We start from the raw sequence: 14,626 nt of genomic DNA, 5'->3' as shown, positions 1-14,626 counted from the left end.
TAAAAACCTCTCCCATATACTGCAATTAGAACATGACGAGGAGGGTTTATATGGAATTTCATCAAGTCTATGATCCGATGGGAAATTCATTTTTTTCTACGTTGCTAGCGGCTATTCCAATCCTGACACTACTATATTTGCTTGCATTTCATCCTCATAAAGATAAGCTTGGCAGAACCCATTACGGGATTGCTGCTCCGCAAGCGGCGCTTATTGCCGGAGTGGTCACCATTCTTATGGCAATACTGCTGGTAGACATGCCTGTTTCTTCTACTTTAGCCGCATTTGGTTATGGTTCTTTTTTTGGCATGATTCCGATCGGCTGGATTGTTGTGGCTGCAATGTTTTTGTATACGATTACATTGGTTACTGGTCAATTTGACATTGTGAAATCATCCATTGTTTCTTTATCTTCTGACCGGCGTATCCAAACACTTCTGATCGCTTTTTCCTTTGGTGCTTTTATTGAAGGTGCTGCAGGCTTTGGCACTCCGGTAGCTATAGCGGGAGCACTGATGGTTGGGCTCGGTTTTCGGCCCATGGCGGCAGCTGTCCTCTGTTTGATTGCAAATACAGCTCCGGTTGCGTTTGGAGCAGTAGGAACTCCGATCATTACGTTGGCGACTGTCACCGGTCTTCCAGAAATGGCGTTGTCGGCAATGGCAGGGCGTCAGCTTCCTTTTTTCTCAGTGCTCGTGCCATTTTGGCTTGTTACCACCATGGTATTTATGCATAAAGGAAAATGGAAACAGGTTTTAGAGATTTGGCCCGCCATTTTGGTTACAGGTGTCACATTTGCACTAACCCAATTTTCTGTTTCCAACTTTATCGGACCGATGCTTGTTGATATTTTAGGAGGAATTATTTCTATTATTGCGTTAATTTTACTTCTCAAAGTATGGCAGCCTAAAAATAAATTTTATCTGCCTGGAGAAGAGGAGGCTATAAAGTCTCTTGAACAGCAGGAAACTAAGTATAAATCAGGAGAGGTGGCCAAGGCTTGGGCGCCGTGGGTCTTCCTGACGCTTTTTGTCTTCATGTGGGGCCTGCCACAATGGAAGGGGCTCCTGAATTCCTTAAATATTTTTGGTATTAAGTCATTGTATAGTATTCCCGTTCCTTTTTTGGATCAACTAGTTTTCAGGACCCCGCCTTTAGCAAATGAGTTGGTCCCGGAGGCTGCGATCTTCTCATTTAATTGGCTTTCGGCGGCCGGTACAGGAGTATTTTTTGCGGCAGTCATAAGCGGTTTGTTCCTGCGGATGAACAGTCAACAGTGGAAGCTCTCTGTCATACGAACGGCGCAGCGAATGAAAACACCCTTGATTACGATTGCTTTGGTTTTGGGATTAGGATTCACAACGCGCTATTCAGGCTTAGATGCGATTCTCGGTCTTGCCTTTACGAAAACAGGCGTATTTTATCCTTTCTTCGCCGCGATGCTGGGTTGGCTGGGAGTCTTCCTAACCGGGAGCGATACTTCTTCAAATGCATTGTTCGGAAGCATGCAGCGAATTACAGCAGAGCAGTTGGGCCTCGATCCCGTGCTTATTGCCGCATCCAACTCAACGGGGGGAGTTATGGGGAAAATGATTGATGCCCAGAGCATTGTCGTCGCAACCGCTGCCTGCTATGAGGATCGCAACGAAGGAGCTAATGCAGTAGGGCCAATATTCCGGGCGGTCTTTTTCCACAGTCTTGCCCTGGGCGCTTTAATGGGAGTTTTAGTCATGCTGCAAGCGTACGTGTTTCCTTGGATGATTCCGGCATATTGATCTTAAAATGATAGGCTGTTTTTACGGGATCATGGCTGGATAGTGATTTTGTGAAAAGATGGACTAATAAATCATTGAGGCAAATTCCCTATGGATTTTGCCTTTCTCTTTTAAAATATTGCGCTAATTTTTTAAAAAACACGGTATAATTAGGGAAAATTCACACTTTTAGAAAAGCTAAGAGGCGAAAATAAAATGCAGAAATTATCCGAATGGGGAATGAATTATTTAAACAATCTCAACCTGCCGTTGGGAAGTCCGTCATACCGCTATTTAGAACGTATTTGTCATGCGCATTTAACAACGATTCCGTTTGAAAACATCAGCAAATTGCTCTATTTCCGTGATAGGCAGCAACTTGGTTTTGCAATTCCTCCTTTTGATATGTTTGTTGAAAACTATCGTCAATTTCATTTTGGCGGGACTTGCTATTCTTTAAACTCAAATTTGATGTCCTTATTAAAAGAAATCGGGTTTGCCTGCTATCATATTATGCTTGGAAAGGAACATATCGGGATCATTGTCGATGTTGAGGGAGAAAGAGTATATGTGGATTGTGGTGCCGCAGCTCCTTTTTTCAAACCAGTAAGGTTCGAAAATGATCCAAATAACGTTTCTCAATTTGGAGACGATAAGGTTCAGTTATTAAGAGTTGATGGAGAAAAACATCAATATAAATATGTTCGTTATACGCAGGGCAAGCAAAGCGGAAATACATGGGAGTTCAATTCCAAGAAAGCATTTGAGCTTGCTGATTTTAGTCATGCAATAGAAAAGTCCAATCAGCCGGGTGCCACTTTTATGTCAATTTTACGATGCCAGTTGTGGCAAACCGAGAAAGATAGGAGCGTATCCCTCGTGAACAATCAATTTTCAATTCGATACGCAAACGGAAACACCATCAAAAAAACACTAACATCAGCTGGGGAAATTGAAAAAGTAATCACTGAAGAATTCCTGCTGCCTAAATTACCGGTGGCTCAGGCAATTGATGTGTTGAAGGAATTGAAGGTTGATATTTTTTCAGGAAAGTAATGAATCGAGAAGGAGCAGTTTCTAAACACGATAATGGCGTATACTCTAAACAATAATCTTAATTATACTTAACGAACTTAAGTTGATAAACGATGATAGGTTAAGGAGTAAGTTCTCCTCGATAAAAAAAGAGACCGGTCAGGGTCTCTGCTGTGAATGATTTTTTATCCAAGCCGCAATATATGTTAAGTCAGGCTTTTCCACAACCATTTTTACTGTAAAATCTTCTGCTTGTTTTTCATCTACATGTAGTGTGTATCCATTGATCCATAAAAACTGGTGTAGACAAGCAAAAGTTGTTCTTTTTTTCCCGTTATGAAAAGGATGATTTTGTGCCAAGCTTTCGAATAACGCAGCGGCTTTTTCTTCAATATTCGGATAAGCATCATTTCCAAAAACTGAAGCCTTTGGCCTGTTAATGGCACTATCCAACAATTCAGCAGATTTTACGCCAATGGTTTCTTCGGGTGTGTACTTTCTAATTACAACACCATTTAAAAAGATAGCCTGCTTATGTGTAATATATTTCGTCATCACTCAGATTCCTAACTTTTACGGTCTGCCAGGTTTCGCAGTGTTTTATCGTATTTTTTAAACATCTCTTGCATACCCTCAAGAAAATCCTGATCTATATCTTCAAATCCTTCCATGTTTAACAATCGTTTCTTTTCAAAGGAAACCTTCCCGTTCTTTTCAATATTAAAAATAACTTCGTCTCCTTGTTTCACATTTAAATGCTCTAATACCTCGGCAGGAAATGTCACGCCTAAGCTGTTTCCAATTCGAGTAACCTTTCTTTCCACAGGTTTCACCGCCATTTTAGTCATAATAAGTTTCATTCCTCATTATTAGCATATGCTGACAGAGGTTATAACAGTTTATTTTATTTTACTGTTATAACTATTATAATCCTTTTACACCTTTAGATTTGTATGTAAACTAAGAGATATAAAGATTCTGAATTGCAGCATGTGTGAAAAATATAAAACGAGGCGCTAATTGATTAGTTTTTTTCTGAACAGAATACTGCTGTTAGTACACAAAATCACCATAAATTTTTTGCAGGGTATTTGCCTTTTGATATAGAAGGTTTTTGAAAGCAAATGAAAGGAGTGAAAATATATTGATTGTAAAAAGACGGACCGTTCCATTAAAAATTCAAGTTGGCGAGGCATTGCTAAGGAGGCTTCCTGAAGGAGCTTTTTCCCGGGAAGAGTTGCAGGGAGATTTGGAAAGAAGGAGAGCAGGCTATTGGGGAGAACAGTCTATAGATCACTATTTAAGCTTCCTGGATGAAAAGAAGTATCTTATTTTTCATGATTTAAATCTCCCCAGGGGTGAGTATACGTTCCAGATTGATACGCTCCTCCTTACAGCCAATCTAGCGATTATTTTAGAAGTCAAGAATATTGCGGGCACATTATTTTTTGATCAGCTATTTCACCAGTTGATTCGGACGAATGCGAATGGTAAAGAAGAAGGCTTTCCTGACCCAATTACACAAGCAAGCCTGCAAAAATATCAACTGAACGAATTTTTGCACGAACTGCAGGTACCTGATATACCGATAGAATATGCAGTAGTGATTTGCAATAAACACAGTATTTTAAAAACAAATCCCGGCCAAGAGAAGATTTTTCGAAAGGTATTCAAAACTCCCCATCTCCTCAACTGGATTCAAGCCTTGGAAAAAATGTATCCGAAAGAAGTCCTCTCGTCAAAAGAACTTCGTAAAATCAGCCGCCAATTGATCAAAAAAAATACCCCTCCAAGAAAACTTTTTCTTGATCGCTACCTTACTTCAAAAGATGAGTTAATAACCGGCGTTTATTGCCCTTTTTGTTTTTATATTCCCATGCAGCGAATGAAAAGACACTGGCATTGTCCGGATTGCAGCACGAAGTCTCGAGATGCCCACATGCTTGCATTGCGTGATTATTTTTTGCTGATTGATTCGAAAATAAGCAACCAGCAATTTCGTGATTTTGCACAACTGTCATCAAGAGATATTGCATCGCGATTGCTCATTTCCACAAATTTTCCCAGCTCGGGCACGACAAAAGGAAGGTTCTACTTCCCGCCAGCAGATTTATTTAATGTTACAATTTTAGATAAAAAGGGTTTCGCTTAATTAATTTGAATTTCCGCTTAATTAATGATTTTTTCGCTTAATTATTGGTGCGAACGCTTAATTAATGCCTCGTTCCGCTTAATTCTAGTCAATTTCCGCTTAATTATTTTTTCACGACTGATAGAGGTTTTATGGGTAGCGAGTTAACCCCCCAAGAATAGTGAGTTGTCCAATTGCCATTTCAAAAATGACTCAGGAACGACAAAAAGCTGCACGATTCATAATGAATTGCACAGCTTTTTGTGTCTTTTTGTCCTGATTTTTAGAAAATTAGCTTTGGCATCTTGCAGGTTACAGAATGTTTAACTCGGACAGCGCATGCCGATTGATAAAAAACTAATCTGTAAAAAAGTTCTCCGTATAATAAGGATGCGCTTCGGGGTTAAAGGCGACTCCGACACCGAGAAATTCGTATTCTGGTTTTAAAATATTTTCTCTGTGCCCAAGTGAGTTCATTAGCCCTTCGTGTGCAAAAATGCTGCTGAATTGGCCTGAAGCAAGATTTTCTCCTGCAACTGTAAAGGAAATGGCGTCCTCTTCCATGCGGTCGAATGGGGACTGGCCTTCAAGATTGGTGTGGTTGAAATAATTGTTGTCGGCCATATCCACACTGTGTTTGCGTGCCGTTTCTTTTATTTGGTCGTCCCATGTTAAAATTGGCAGGTTATGATGAACTCTCGTCGCATTAGTTAAGTCAAACAATTGATACTCAAAGCCTTCCCTCAACTGTGGGCTTTCCGCCGCGTAAAAATCCTGCTTCGCTTGTTCAAGCTCTTTACTGATGATTTGCATGGAGGTAACGGTATTGTTTTTGTGGATATCATAGAAAATAGTTACATAGTTGTTATCCAGCAAAAACACATCATAGTCCCTTTTCTCTTGAAACTGAAAATAAACCAGCCCTTTGCGGATTTGTGATAATGGCTCCCCTAATTGTGCGAGAACCGTTTCTTTCGGGGTCCCGAGCTTAATGTCTTTTGTTGATGTAATTAAATCCTGGCTCGTGTATAGTCCAGCCACTTTATCATTCTCATCATACGCCAACATGAAAAAGTTTTGATAGCTGTCATGGTAGGCGTTCCATTCGGTTCCGTATTCATTGGCAGTTGACCGTTTCGGAGCTCCGATTTGTTGTTCAACCGCTTCCTTTGAATCTCCAATTTCAATATTGTAGACCGAGAACATTTGCTTAGCGGGAGCAGACAGATTGGGTTTTTCAAGCTTGTTAATCGGATCTGGCTGTTCGTTTTGCCGGGGTTGTTCTGCAACTCCATTCAATTGTCCAGCCAGTTGATTTATTTCATCGTACAAAGTATCAATAGCAGCGGAAAAATCTATTTTTTCTATATTCGAGCGAATATCGTCGATAACTGGTGCTTTATATAATTGTTTATCATAGACAGTCCATATTAAAAATAAGCATAATAAAAAAACAAAAAACCGTCTCAACTCATCGCCCCCATTTCTTAATTTTTGGAATGAATAAGCTGGTCACCCTCAACTGCTATATAACAACAAAGGGACGGATAATGCAACAATAATACCCTATTATCATATTAAAAGCTAATGGAAAGAGATTAATGTGTACGTTTTACGATAAAAAAGAAGCAGGGATCTGCTTCTTTTTTAAAACTCACCATCCGCTTGCGTAAATGGGATGTTCAGCCTGTTTTCGACTGCACGCAGCCGCTGGTTTAAGCGTTGCAGCCGCCGCGTATGGCGTTCATCATTTTGATTTATCCTTTGAATTTCCTGGTTAATGCGGCCGATCTCTCTATTCAACCGGGTAATCTCCTGGTTTTGCCGGTTGTTTTCCCTGTTTAGCCGTTCGTTTTCTCTTGTCTGTTGTTCACTTTGCCTTTCGAGCGCTGCCACTCTTCGTTCGAGGGCCGGCTGTCTCTCATAGTCATACTGCGGGTGCATATACGGATCGTAATTCGCTGTGAATTCGTCAGGTTGCTGGGGGACATATCCGGGATAAAATTCATAAGGGTTCATAAAGCATCTCTCCTTGATATTTTTATAGAGGGGGGCTATACTCTTTTACGGGAATTTCCCGTTCGAGCATGATAAATCTCTATAAACTATGCACGTTTGTGCCGGGTGACTGGGCGAATAACTTTATAAATACCCCGGATTTTTAATGGTTTGACAGAAGGAGTATTTTTGGTGATGATCAAGAAACAAGCCGCCAATACGCGTTGTATTAGAAAGGACTGGACGAATTGTATTTAACCATAAAAGAAACAGCGGAATTTTTATCCGTTCCGGAAACATACGTTGAAAAGATGGTACAGAACAATCAAATTCGCGCTATCCATGATGGAGAACAAATTTTAATCAACAAGGAACAATTCAACACACATCTAAAACAAATGGAGAAATATAAGGAACTAATCGAAGAAGTACTAAATGAACCTATTCCTGAGGATTTGGATATCAAGGATGAAGATTAATATACTAACTGTCATGAAAAGCAGGACCCATACACACAATGGTCTCCTGCTTTTTTTGTTGGATCGATGCACTAGATTAATGACTCACGCTTTCCTGGTTCATAATAACTTTGGATCGGATTTGCTTTGTTAAATGACTTAATAAACCAAATCCTATGGCCCCGGCCGCCGCCAAAACAAGCCATGGCCAATTGCGGTCTTGCAGGCTATTTGTAAAATATGCACCAAAATAGTTCCCGCCGGTTGCTCCGAGTGCAAAGGAGATCTCAAAAAAACCAAAATATGTAGCATGAAACTTACTCCTTGTGAAATTGGAGACCGCTAGATCAGAGGAAGGCAGGACCAATGTTTCACCGATTGTGAAAAATAGGATGCATGCTAAAAGCCAGTATGGAGAAGCATTCAAACTTATTGCAGCAAGAGCCAGTAACATGATCAGGAAGCCGGCTTTTATCAACTTTAATGAATTAAACTTCTCATAGAAACGTCTGAATAACACCATAAATATAAGCCCGGTGATAGCGTTTACCGTAATGACTAGACTAACCATCTGCTCACTATGGCTGATGTTGTACATATGCAGGGGAATTGAAACTGTTAGCTGCGCAAACATGAACCAAAAAAACGTCATCGCAAAGCAATAATATAGAAATAATTTGTTTTTCTTAATGTCGAGCATCCCTTTCAAAAATGATTGTTGTTTCTGTGTAATACCATTTGCATTAATTTTCACCGACTGGAACAACGACAATATGTAAAAGATGAAACCACTGAATATAAAAGGATAGCTTGGATTAAAAAGCAGGAGAAAGCTTCCCAATAACGGGCCAATAATCGCGCCGGCATTGAGACAAATATTCAAATATGAAAATGCCTTTCTTCGAATCGACTCATTTGATTCAGACGAAAAAAACGCCATTGCTGAGGGCTCATACGAAGCGGAGCCCAATCCTATTAAAACGGCAGCAACAATTAGGACATAAAATGATTGGGACGTGCCCAGCATAAGCAGACCTGTTCCTCTTATCAACAATCCGCTAACCATCATCTGTTTATATCCAAACCTGTCTCCCAATCCTCCCGCAACGACGGGGACTCCTCTGGACACAATCGTGAGTAAAGATAGAATAGTTCCTGTTTCTAATGCAGAATAATGAAGATTAAGAGAAAGATGGATGGCCAGAAATGACATGACCGCGAACCCTGCTACATTCATCAAAAAAGCAGACAGTAAAATGACCTTTAAGTCTTTATGCATATACTCCCTCCATTTGTAACCATCATTAACTTATGATGGTTACGTGTCTTTTATGGTAAAATATTTTCAGGAACAATGCAACCAGTAAATTTGAATGGTGGTTACCTATATGAAAACTAGTGAAGATGCACAACAACTCTTATTATTTTTAAATACATGGGAAATTCCCAATCATGATCGAAAACCGAAAGAACATTTTCAGACAAAACAGCAATTGCTTGAATTCGCCAAAACTCAAATCGGATTTACCAGCGAAATCGATAGTTTGGAAGAAGCAGTGTCTTTTAGAAAAGATGTTAGACAAACGATTGAATCGGGCGAAGCAGACTATATCAATGCCTGGATTATCAAAAGAGGCCTGCAATTCAGAGTTCACCGTATCGATGCCAAAGAACGATTCTCACCATGGTTCACATCAGAAAAGGATAGCTTGATTGACTTCATGTTGACGAATATGATGGAATTGATCGTTTCTGGATCTTTCCAGCGCATAAAAATATGTCCGGATTGTAAATGGGCATTTTTTGACCAGTCAAAAAGCGGGACAAAAAAGTGGTGCAGTATGAACGTAAACAGTCCATCCGGACGGGCTTGCGGGACGATTGCGAAAGTAAGACGGTTCAGGAATAAAGAGAAATAACCATAAAATCCGCAGTATACAAAATCAAGTGATCATATCAAGGGAGAACACAAATGAAACTGTCCAATTTCGAAGATTTTATTGAAGATGTCATACTTGAGCGGGGCCTGGATTATTTTCAGAACGGACGGGTTGAAACTGTAATAGAAACCACCGATGGTTATACCGTTGAAATAAACGGATCAGATTATTACACGGTCGAAATCTATCTTGGACATGAAGATCAGGTTGTTGATTCATTTTGTGACTGTCCCTATGATTGGGGTCCCCATTGCAAGCATATAGCAGCTGCCCTGTTTGCGATCCGGAAGAAGGAACTGAAGCCGAAAAAAAGTAATAAGAAGAATGCGGCCAGGAATATAGCAAAGTTTTCAACTTTGCCTGGACGGTGAAGAGACTGATGCTGATTATCGTGGCCTCGTGAACGAGTGGAAACGAAGTCGTTATCAGGCATATGAGCTGCTTAATGATGTTGCAAATCAACGTGAATTAGCGTATGACCTTTTATTTCAGCAGGATTATGATTATTTTTTGAAGCTAAAAGAACTCTATCAACCTGAAGAGTGGGACGATGTTCTTGATAAGATTATTAAAGATTTTGACTCATCCTACCAGTCTTCCGTTTATGAGAAAATCTTGATCGAAGAGAATTTAACATCCAAGCTGCTGGAATATTGCCAGCGCCATCCTTCCTATATCACCGATTTATATCCGCAACTGACCGGTGAATTCAGTGAGGAAGTAGATGCACTGTTTAAGGATTATATTGAACAGTCAGCAGCCGAAGCTTCAAACAGGAAGAAATACTATAATGTTTGCCGGATTATCAAACTGTATAAAAAAGCGTGCGGAAAAATCAAAGCTGACGGGCTCATCGAAGCTCTAAAACAAAAATACGAGAGGCGGCCGGCCTTTGTGGACGAGCTGGGGAAGATTAAATGATAGGAGAATAGCAGTGAGCAGAAAGGATATTGAAAAGAAAGTATATAGCTGTGCTTCAGAACTTCTACATGAAAAAGGATACGTCAGTCCTGTCGATCTGCTTGTGAAAATGGACCGGCTGACCAAAAAACAAGTGGAAGAGTGGAGATTCGGGAAGATTCCGTATTTAGAGAGGGTGACGATCGGAAATCTTTCAAAATTAAATCATGCTCTCCAGACATTAAAAGAGTTTGCAAGAAAAGAAGAGCTTAAATCATCGAAAACAGTATATATGCAATGGGGGAAAGGCGCAAAGCGCCCGCTTCGTTTTTCCAAAACAGGGAATCCACATTTGGAGGAGATGTATTCTACTCATTATGTAAAAAAGCAAATTTGACGGGTGATTCCAGAAGAAAACTTTTCTTCTGGAATTTTTTTTTATCCAAATTGGTAACTGGAACCATAAATGTTATAATGAAAATTGACAATTTTCATACATTTACTTTAGGGGAGGTGGGAGCGTGTTTAATTGGAGACTAGTAACGCTTCTGCTTAGCGGGATCGGGATTTCGACGCTGGGCGATTTTATTTACTTGATCGCTATCAATCTGCTGGTATATGAAATGACCCAATCGGCAACAGCTGTAGCCGGGTTATGGATTGTCGGGCCGATCACCTCGATCCTGACAAATTCGTGGAGCGGGAGTATTATAGACCGGGCAAATAAGAAAAAGATTATGATTATCGCTGATTTGGCCAGGGCAGCCGGCGTCGGGATTATTCCATTTGTTTCAAACATTTGGACCATTTATGTCTTGCTGTTCCTCATCAGCGTTGCGAGAGCTTTTTTTGCTCCGTCATCGACCACGTACATAGCAAAACTTATTCCCGTCAATAAGCGAAAAAAATTCAATTCAATCAACAGTTTGGTGACTTCAGGGGCGTTTATCGTCGGTCCTTCCATTGCAGGTGCGTTGTTTTTAATCGGTTCAGTGAAAATAGCGATTCTGTTGAATGCTGTTTCATTCCTCATTTCCGCCTTCATCATCATGTTTTTGCCTGACACAGATCAACAGGCAAATCCCGCTGAAGTGAAGAAAGGCAGCTATGAAACGCTCCGGGATGATTGGAAAGAAGTGATCCAGTTTGGAAGGGAAAAGTCGTTTGTGCTAGCTATCTATGCCTGTTTTCTCGCATTTGGCTTATTTTCGTTAACGCTGGATTCCCAAGAAGTTGTCTTTATTCAAGATGTAGTCGGGTTAACAGAAACGGATTATAGCTTTCTTGTCAGTATCACCGGAATAGGCTACTCACTTGGTGCTTTCCTGGTCACCGTGGCAACACGATTTTTAAGCATTAAACATTTGATTGCAGGCGGAATGCTAATGGTCGCAATCGGTTATCTCATTTACGCACTTTCCAATTCATTTGTTGCCATCGCGATTGGCTTTACAATCCTCGGTTTTTTTAACGCTTTTTCAAATACCGGCTTTAGCACTTTTTATCAAAATAATGTTCCGATTCATCTGATGGGAAGAATGACAAGCGTTATCGGAGTGATTCAAAGTGGCGCGCAAATCGTATTCTTGTTGTTGATCGGTGTATTGGGTGATATTTCCCCCCTCCGCTACACAATCGTCATCCTCGCCGGTTTGAACATGATCCTTTCTGTTTTTATTGTTATCCTCGTTGCCAAGCCTGGAAAACAGGTTTATTTTTCAGTGGGAAAAGAAGAAACAGTAGAATACTAAACTTGATAAATAGAGGTGACTGATTTGAAAGATAACGGCTCCCAATATTACGACAATGACGATTTTTTTCGTAAATATACTTTAAAAAGAGAATCAAAGGATAATGCCAATGATACAATTGAAAAACCCATTTTTCAGGAGTTGGTTGGAAATGTTTCCGGTTTATATATACTTGACTTAGGCTGTGGGGATGGGAAATATGGAGTCAAATTGCTTCAAGCTGGTAGTGCGGGCTACCTGGGTCTGGAGGGTTCGAACAATATGTATAACCTGGCAGTAAAGAACCTGGAAATATTTGAACATGGCAATGTGGTGCATTCTACCCTGGAGGATTACGATTTTCCGGAAAGCAGATATGATCTCGTTGTCTCTCGACTGGTGCTTCATTACATAGAAAATATCGACACCCTTTTCGAGAAAATCTATTGCTCTTTAAAGGATGGGGGAAGATTTATTTTTTCAATTGAACATTCTGTTATCACATCAACTCTTCAGACGGTTGGACAAAGAACAGGCTGGTTAGTCGATCAGTACTTTAGCGAGGGCATCAGGGATCAAATATGGTTGGATCCACAGGTGTACAAATATCATCGAACGATTGAAACTTACTTTCTCGCATTGCAAAACGTGGGATTCAATATAGAAAAATTAAGAGAATCAAAACCGCTACGGCAACATTTTAAAAATGCCGATATATATGAAAGAAGATTAACAATTCCGTGGTTTTTATTCATGGCGGGAAAAAAGTAAAATGCCTCCTGCTTTGGAGGAATTATTTTTGAAAAGGAAAAAAGGGATTTTTCTTTCGAATGTCGAAATATTCATACACACTTATTTGAGAGGAGCTTGTTAATGGGTAATCACAACTTGGATGCACTATGGAGTCATACAAAGGAACTGGTTCCTGACTCTATCGAGACACTAAAGGAATATTTAAGATTTCCGACCGTTTCTGCACAAAATACAGCTATTCCAGAAACGGTTCAATATGTAGTCAAAATGATTAAAGAGGCTGGCGGGGAGGCGAAAATTCTCGACGATTTAGGCGGAAATCCTGTTGTCTATGGATTCTTTGCCGCCGGGTCTAATGGAGATTCCAGCAAAACACTCCTGTTTTATAACCATTATGATGTCCAGCCGCCTGATCCATTGGATGAATGGCATTCTGAACCGTTTAACCCTGCCGTTGTTGACGGCATTCTATATGCCCGAGGGGTAGCCGATAATAAAGGCGACCTGGTTGCCCGCTTAACTGCTCTGAAGGTTTTGCAAAAAGCAGAAGGCGGACTGCCGTGCAATGTCAAATTCCTGATCGAGGGTGAGGAAGAAATCGGAAGCCCAAATCTTGCTCCTTATCTTAAAAACTATCAGGACTTATTTCAAGCAGACGCCTGTATTTGGGAATTCGGCGGCAAAGATGAAAATGAGCGGATCAACATGGTTGCAGGGGTAAAAGGGATGGCCTATTTAGAGTTGACATGTGTCGGTGCAGCTATTGATATGCACTCATCTGTTGGAGCGTACGTTGACAATGCGGCATGGCGGTTAGTCCAGGCATTGGCCACGATGAAAAACCAGCAAAACGAAATATTAGTCGAGGGATTTTTTGATGGGATAACAGCGCCGACCGACGCAGAAAGGCAAGCGGTTCAAGCCCTGCCTTTTGATGAGAAAGCGGTAGGAAATCTCTATGGACTTACAAGACCGCTCATCACCGCAGCTAACGGAGAAGATCCAAGAGAAGCGATGGTGTTTCAGCCGACAATGACGATTTGCGGCCTGGTCAGCGGCTATACGGGTGAAGGTTCGAAGACGGTTCTGCCTAAAAGCGCCAAAGCGAAGCTCGACTGCCGGTTGGTGCCTGGCCAGGACCCGGATCATATTGAGGAATGTGTTAAAAAACACTTAATCAAGCATGGCTTTACTGATATTGAAGTAACCTCAGTAAACGGGCAAAAAGCATACCGCTCAGATTTTAACCACCCATTTGTGGCTCACGTACTGAAAACGGCTAAAGAAGTCTACCAACATGAAGGCGTGCTTGCGCCCAACTCAGCCGGAACCGGTCCGATGTATGACTTCGGGAAATACTTGAAGCTGCCGATTGTCAGCACCGGTGTGGGTTGGCTAGAATCGAAGGCGCACGCACCAAACGAATCGATTCGCCTTCAAGACTTTGAAGAAGGCGTTGTCCACATGGCTCATATGCTGTCAGGATTTGCAAAGGCACTTCAAGCGGACCAGGAAAGTGTGGAAAGTCTATAATCATACTAAAAGCATTCTACTTTTTTTTGGTAGAATGTTTTTTTCTAAAAAAGGTTAAAAAACATTTTATATACTGGAAAAACTTGTTCTCTCCAAACAAACCTACTCGTTGGATATCCAGATACAGTGAATTTAGCGAAAAAATGCAGGGATTTAAGCGAAACCTCGTTATGATATAAGCGAAAGTCTTCTGAATTAAGCGAAAACGGGTTTTATTTAAGCGAAACAGTATTAATCCTATTTCTGCAGGAAATGCCATTATATCTTCTATAGTGATTCTTCCCCATAGCGAACGCACTAAATTTTACATGAAACCCATCAAATAGAATGAATGGCCTACATTTTTCGGTAATATTTACCCTTATTTTAATATTCTAAATATTGTAATATCTAC

16 protein-coding genes are annotated in these 14,626 nt (G+C 40.6%); 11 read left to right on the top strand and 5 right to left on the bottom strand.

The window, feature by feature from the left end; all coding sequences use genetic code 11:
- Positions 1-50 precede the first annotated feature (50 nt).
- On the top strand, positions 51-1,775 hold the full coding sequence (locus CVD23_RS10655) for an L-lactate permease (protein ID WP_101665989.1): 1,725 nt from the start codon (positions 51-53) through the stop codon (positions 1,773-1,775).
- 195 nt (positions 1,776-1,970) lie between these two features.
- Positions 1,971-2,810 (top strand): arylamine N-acetyltransferase, encoded by an 840-nt coding sequence (locus CVD23_RS10650; protein WP_101665988.1) that lies wholly within the window; start codon positions 1,971-1,973, stop codon positions 2,808-2,810.
- A 138-nt stretch (positions 2,811-2,948) separates the two neighbouring features.
- Here the strand turns inward: CVD23_RS10650 and CVD23_RS10645 are convergent, their stop codons facing one another.
- Positions 2,949-3,344 carry a type II toxin-antitoxin system death-on-curing family toxin gene (locus CVD23_RS10645; protein ID WP_101665987.1) on the bottom strand — a complete coding sequence of 132 codons (396 nt, stop codon included), beginning with the start codon at positions 3,342-3,344 and terminating at the stop codon, positions 2,949-2,951.
- An 11-nt stretch (positions 3,345-3,355) separates the two neighbouring features.
- Positions 3,356-3,637: an AbrB/MazE/SpoVT family DNA-binding domain-containing protein gene (locus CVD23_RS10640; RefSeq protein ID WP_180955631.1), complete on the bottom strand. Its 282-nt coding sequence runs from the start codon at positions 3,635-3,637 to the stop codon at positions 3,356-3,358.
- Positions 3,638-3,933: 296 nt separating this feature from the next.
- Between CVD23_RS10640 and CVD23_RS10635 the strand changes: the two genes are divergently transcribed.
- Positions 3,934-4,941, top strand: a complete 1,008-nt coding sequence (locus CVD23_RS10635; RefSeq protein ID WP_101575193.1) for a nuclease-related domain-containing protein — start codon at positions 3,934-3,936, stop codon at positions 4,939-4,941.
- A 336-nt stretch (positions 4,942-5,277) separates the two neighbouring features.
- On the opposite strand, the gene CVD23_RS10630 is transcribed toward CVD23_RS10635, so the two are convergent.
- A complete protein-coding gene (locus tag CVD23_RS10630) occupies positions 5,278-6,390 on the bottom strand; it encodes a CAP domain-containing protein (protein WP_257988296.1) in 1,113 nt (370 codons plus the stop codon).
- Between the two features lie 177 nt (positions 6,391-6,567).
- Positions 6,568-6,939: a hypothetical protein gene (locus CVD23_RS10625; protein ID WP_101575194.1), complete on the bottom strand. Its 372-nt coding sequence runs from the start codon at positions 6,937-6,939 to the stop codon at positions 6,568-6,570.
- A gap of 227 nt (positions 6,940-7,166) precedes the next feature.
- Here CVD23_RS10625 and CVD23_RS10620 point away from each other — a divergent pair, with 227 nt between their 5' ends.
- Positions 7,167-7,397 (top strand): excisionase family DNA-binding protein, encoded by a 231-nt coding sequence (locus tag CVD23_RS10620; RefSeq protein ID WP_101575195.1) that lies wholly within the window; start codon positions 7,167-7,169, stop codon positions 7,395-7,397.
- A gap of 76 nt (positions 7,398-7,473) precedes the next feature.
- Here the strand turns inward: CVD23_RS10620 and CVD23_RS10615 are convergent, their stop codons facing one another.
- Positions 7,474-8,655: an MDR family MFS transporter gene (locus tag CVD23_RS10615; protein WP_101665985.1), complete on the bottom strand. Its 1,182-nt coding sequence runs from the start codon at positions 8,653-8,655 to the stop codon at positions 7,474-7,476.
- A 109-nt stretch (positions 8,656-8,764) separates the two neighbouring features.
- Here CVD23_RS10615 and CVD23_RS10610 point away from each other — a divergent pair, with 109 nt between their 5' ends.
- The 7 genes from CVD23_RS10610 (at position 8,765) to CVD23_RS10580 (ending at position 14,232) form a co-directional block, all read left to right on the top strand.
- Positions 8,765-9,295: a CGNR zinc finger domain-containing protein gene (locus tag CVD23_RS10610; RefSeq protein WP_180955630.1), complete on the top strand. Its 531-nt coding sequence runs from the start codon at positions 8,765-8,767 to the stop codon at positions 9,293-9,295.
- Between the two features lie 53 nt (positions 9,296-9,348).
- Positions 9,349-9,687 (top strand): SWIM zinc finger family protein, encoded by a 339-nt coding sequence (locus tag CVD23_RS10605; RefSeq protein ID WP_101665983.1) that lies wholly within the window; start codon positions 9,349-9,351, stop codon positions 9,685-9,687.
- Positions 9,688-9,715: 28 nt separating this feature from the next.
- The gene (locus tag CVD23_RS10600; RefSeq protein WP_101665982.1) at positions 9,716-10,237 is read left to right on the top strand and encodes a hypothetical protein; all 522 of its coding nucleotides are present in this window, start codon (positions 9,716-9,718) and stop codon (positions 10,235-10,237) included.
- Positions 10,238-10,250: 13 nt separating this feature from the next.
- Positions 10,251-10,613: a hypothetical protein gene (locus CVD23_RS10595; RefSeq protein WP_101665981.1), complete on the top strand. Its 363-nt coding sequence runs from the start codon at positions 10,251-10,253 to the stop codon at positions 10,611-10,613.
- Between the two features lie 124 nt (positions 10,614-10,737).
- Positions 10,738-11,967, top strand: coding sequence for an MFS transporter (locus tag CVD23_RS10590; RefSeq protein ID WP_101665980.1), 1,230 nt, complete (start codon positions 10,738-10,740; stop codon positions 11,965-11,967).
- Positions 11,968-11,982: 15 nt separating this feature from the next.
- Positions 11,983-12,717, top strand: coding sequence for a class I SAM-dependent DNA methyltransferase (locus CVD23_RS10585; RefSeq protein ID WP_308314934.1), 735 nt, complete (start codon positions 11,983-11,985; stop codon positions 12,715-12,717).
- Positions 12,718-12,819: 102 nt separating this feature from the next.
- A complete protein-coding gene (locus CVD23_RS10580) occupies positions 12,820-14,232 on the top strand; it encodes a M20/M25/M40 family metallo-hydrolase (RefSeq protein ID WP_101665978.1) in 1,413 nt (470 codons plus the stop codon).
- Positions 14,233-14,626 lie beyond the last annotated feature (394 nt).

This window comes from Bacillus sp. V33-4 (genome assembly GCF_002860225.1).
In the GTDB taxonomy this organism is placed as follows: domain Bacteria; phylum Bacillota; class Bacilli; order Bacillales; family Cytobacillaceae; genus Bacillus_BJ; species Bacillus_BJ canaveralius.
Note: the sequence above shows the minus strand (reverse complement) of the source record. Positions and strands in the feature narration are given on the sequence as shown.

Excerpts from the sequence above, each read along its gene's own strand:
- CVD23_RS10580 (WP_101665978.1), top strand. The coding sequence starts at position 12,820 with ATGGGTAATCACAACTTGGATGCACTATGGAGTCATACAAAGGAACTG.
- CVD23_RS10605 (WP_101665983.1), top strand. The coding sequence starts at position 9,349 with ATGAAACTGTCCAATTTCGAAGATTTTATTGAAGATGTCATACTTGAG.
- CVD23_RS10615 (WP_101665985.1), bottom strand. The coding sequence starts at position 8,655 with ATGCATAAAGACTTAAAGGTCATTTTACTGTCTGCTTTTTTGATGAAT.
- CVD23_RS10655 (WP_101665989.1), top strand. The coding sequence starts at position 51 with ATGGAATTTCATCAAGTCTATGATCCGATGGGAAATTCATTTTTTTCT.
- CVD23_RS10645 (WP_101665987.1), bottom strand. The coding sequence starts at position 3,344 with ATGACGAAATATATTACACATAAGCAGGCTATCTTTTTAAATGGTGTT.
- CVD23_RS10640 (WP_180955631.1), bottom strand. The coding sequence starts at position 3,637 with ATGACTAAAATGGCGGTGAAACCTGTGGAAAGAAAGGTTACTCGAATT.
- CVD23_RS10625 (WP_101575194.1), bottom strand. The coding sequence starts at position 6,939 with ATGAACCCTTATGAATTTTATCCCGGATATGTCCCCCAGCAACCTGAC.
- CVD23_RS10650 (WP_101665988.1), top strand. The coding sequence starts at position 1,971 with ATGCAGAAATTATCCGAATGGGGAATGAATTATTTAAACAATCTCAAC.
- CVD23_RS10610 (WP_180955630.1), top strand. The coding sequence starts at position 8,765 with ATGAAAACTAGTGAAGATGCACAACAACTCTTATTATTTTTAAATACA.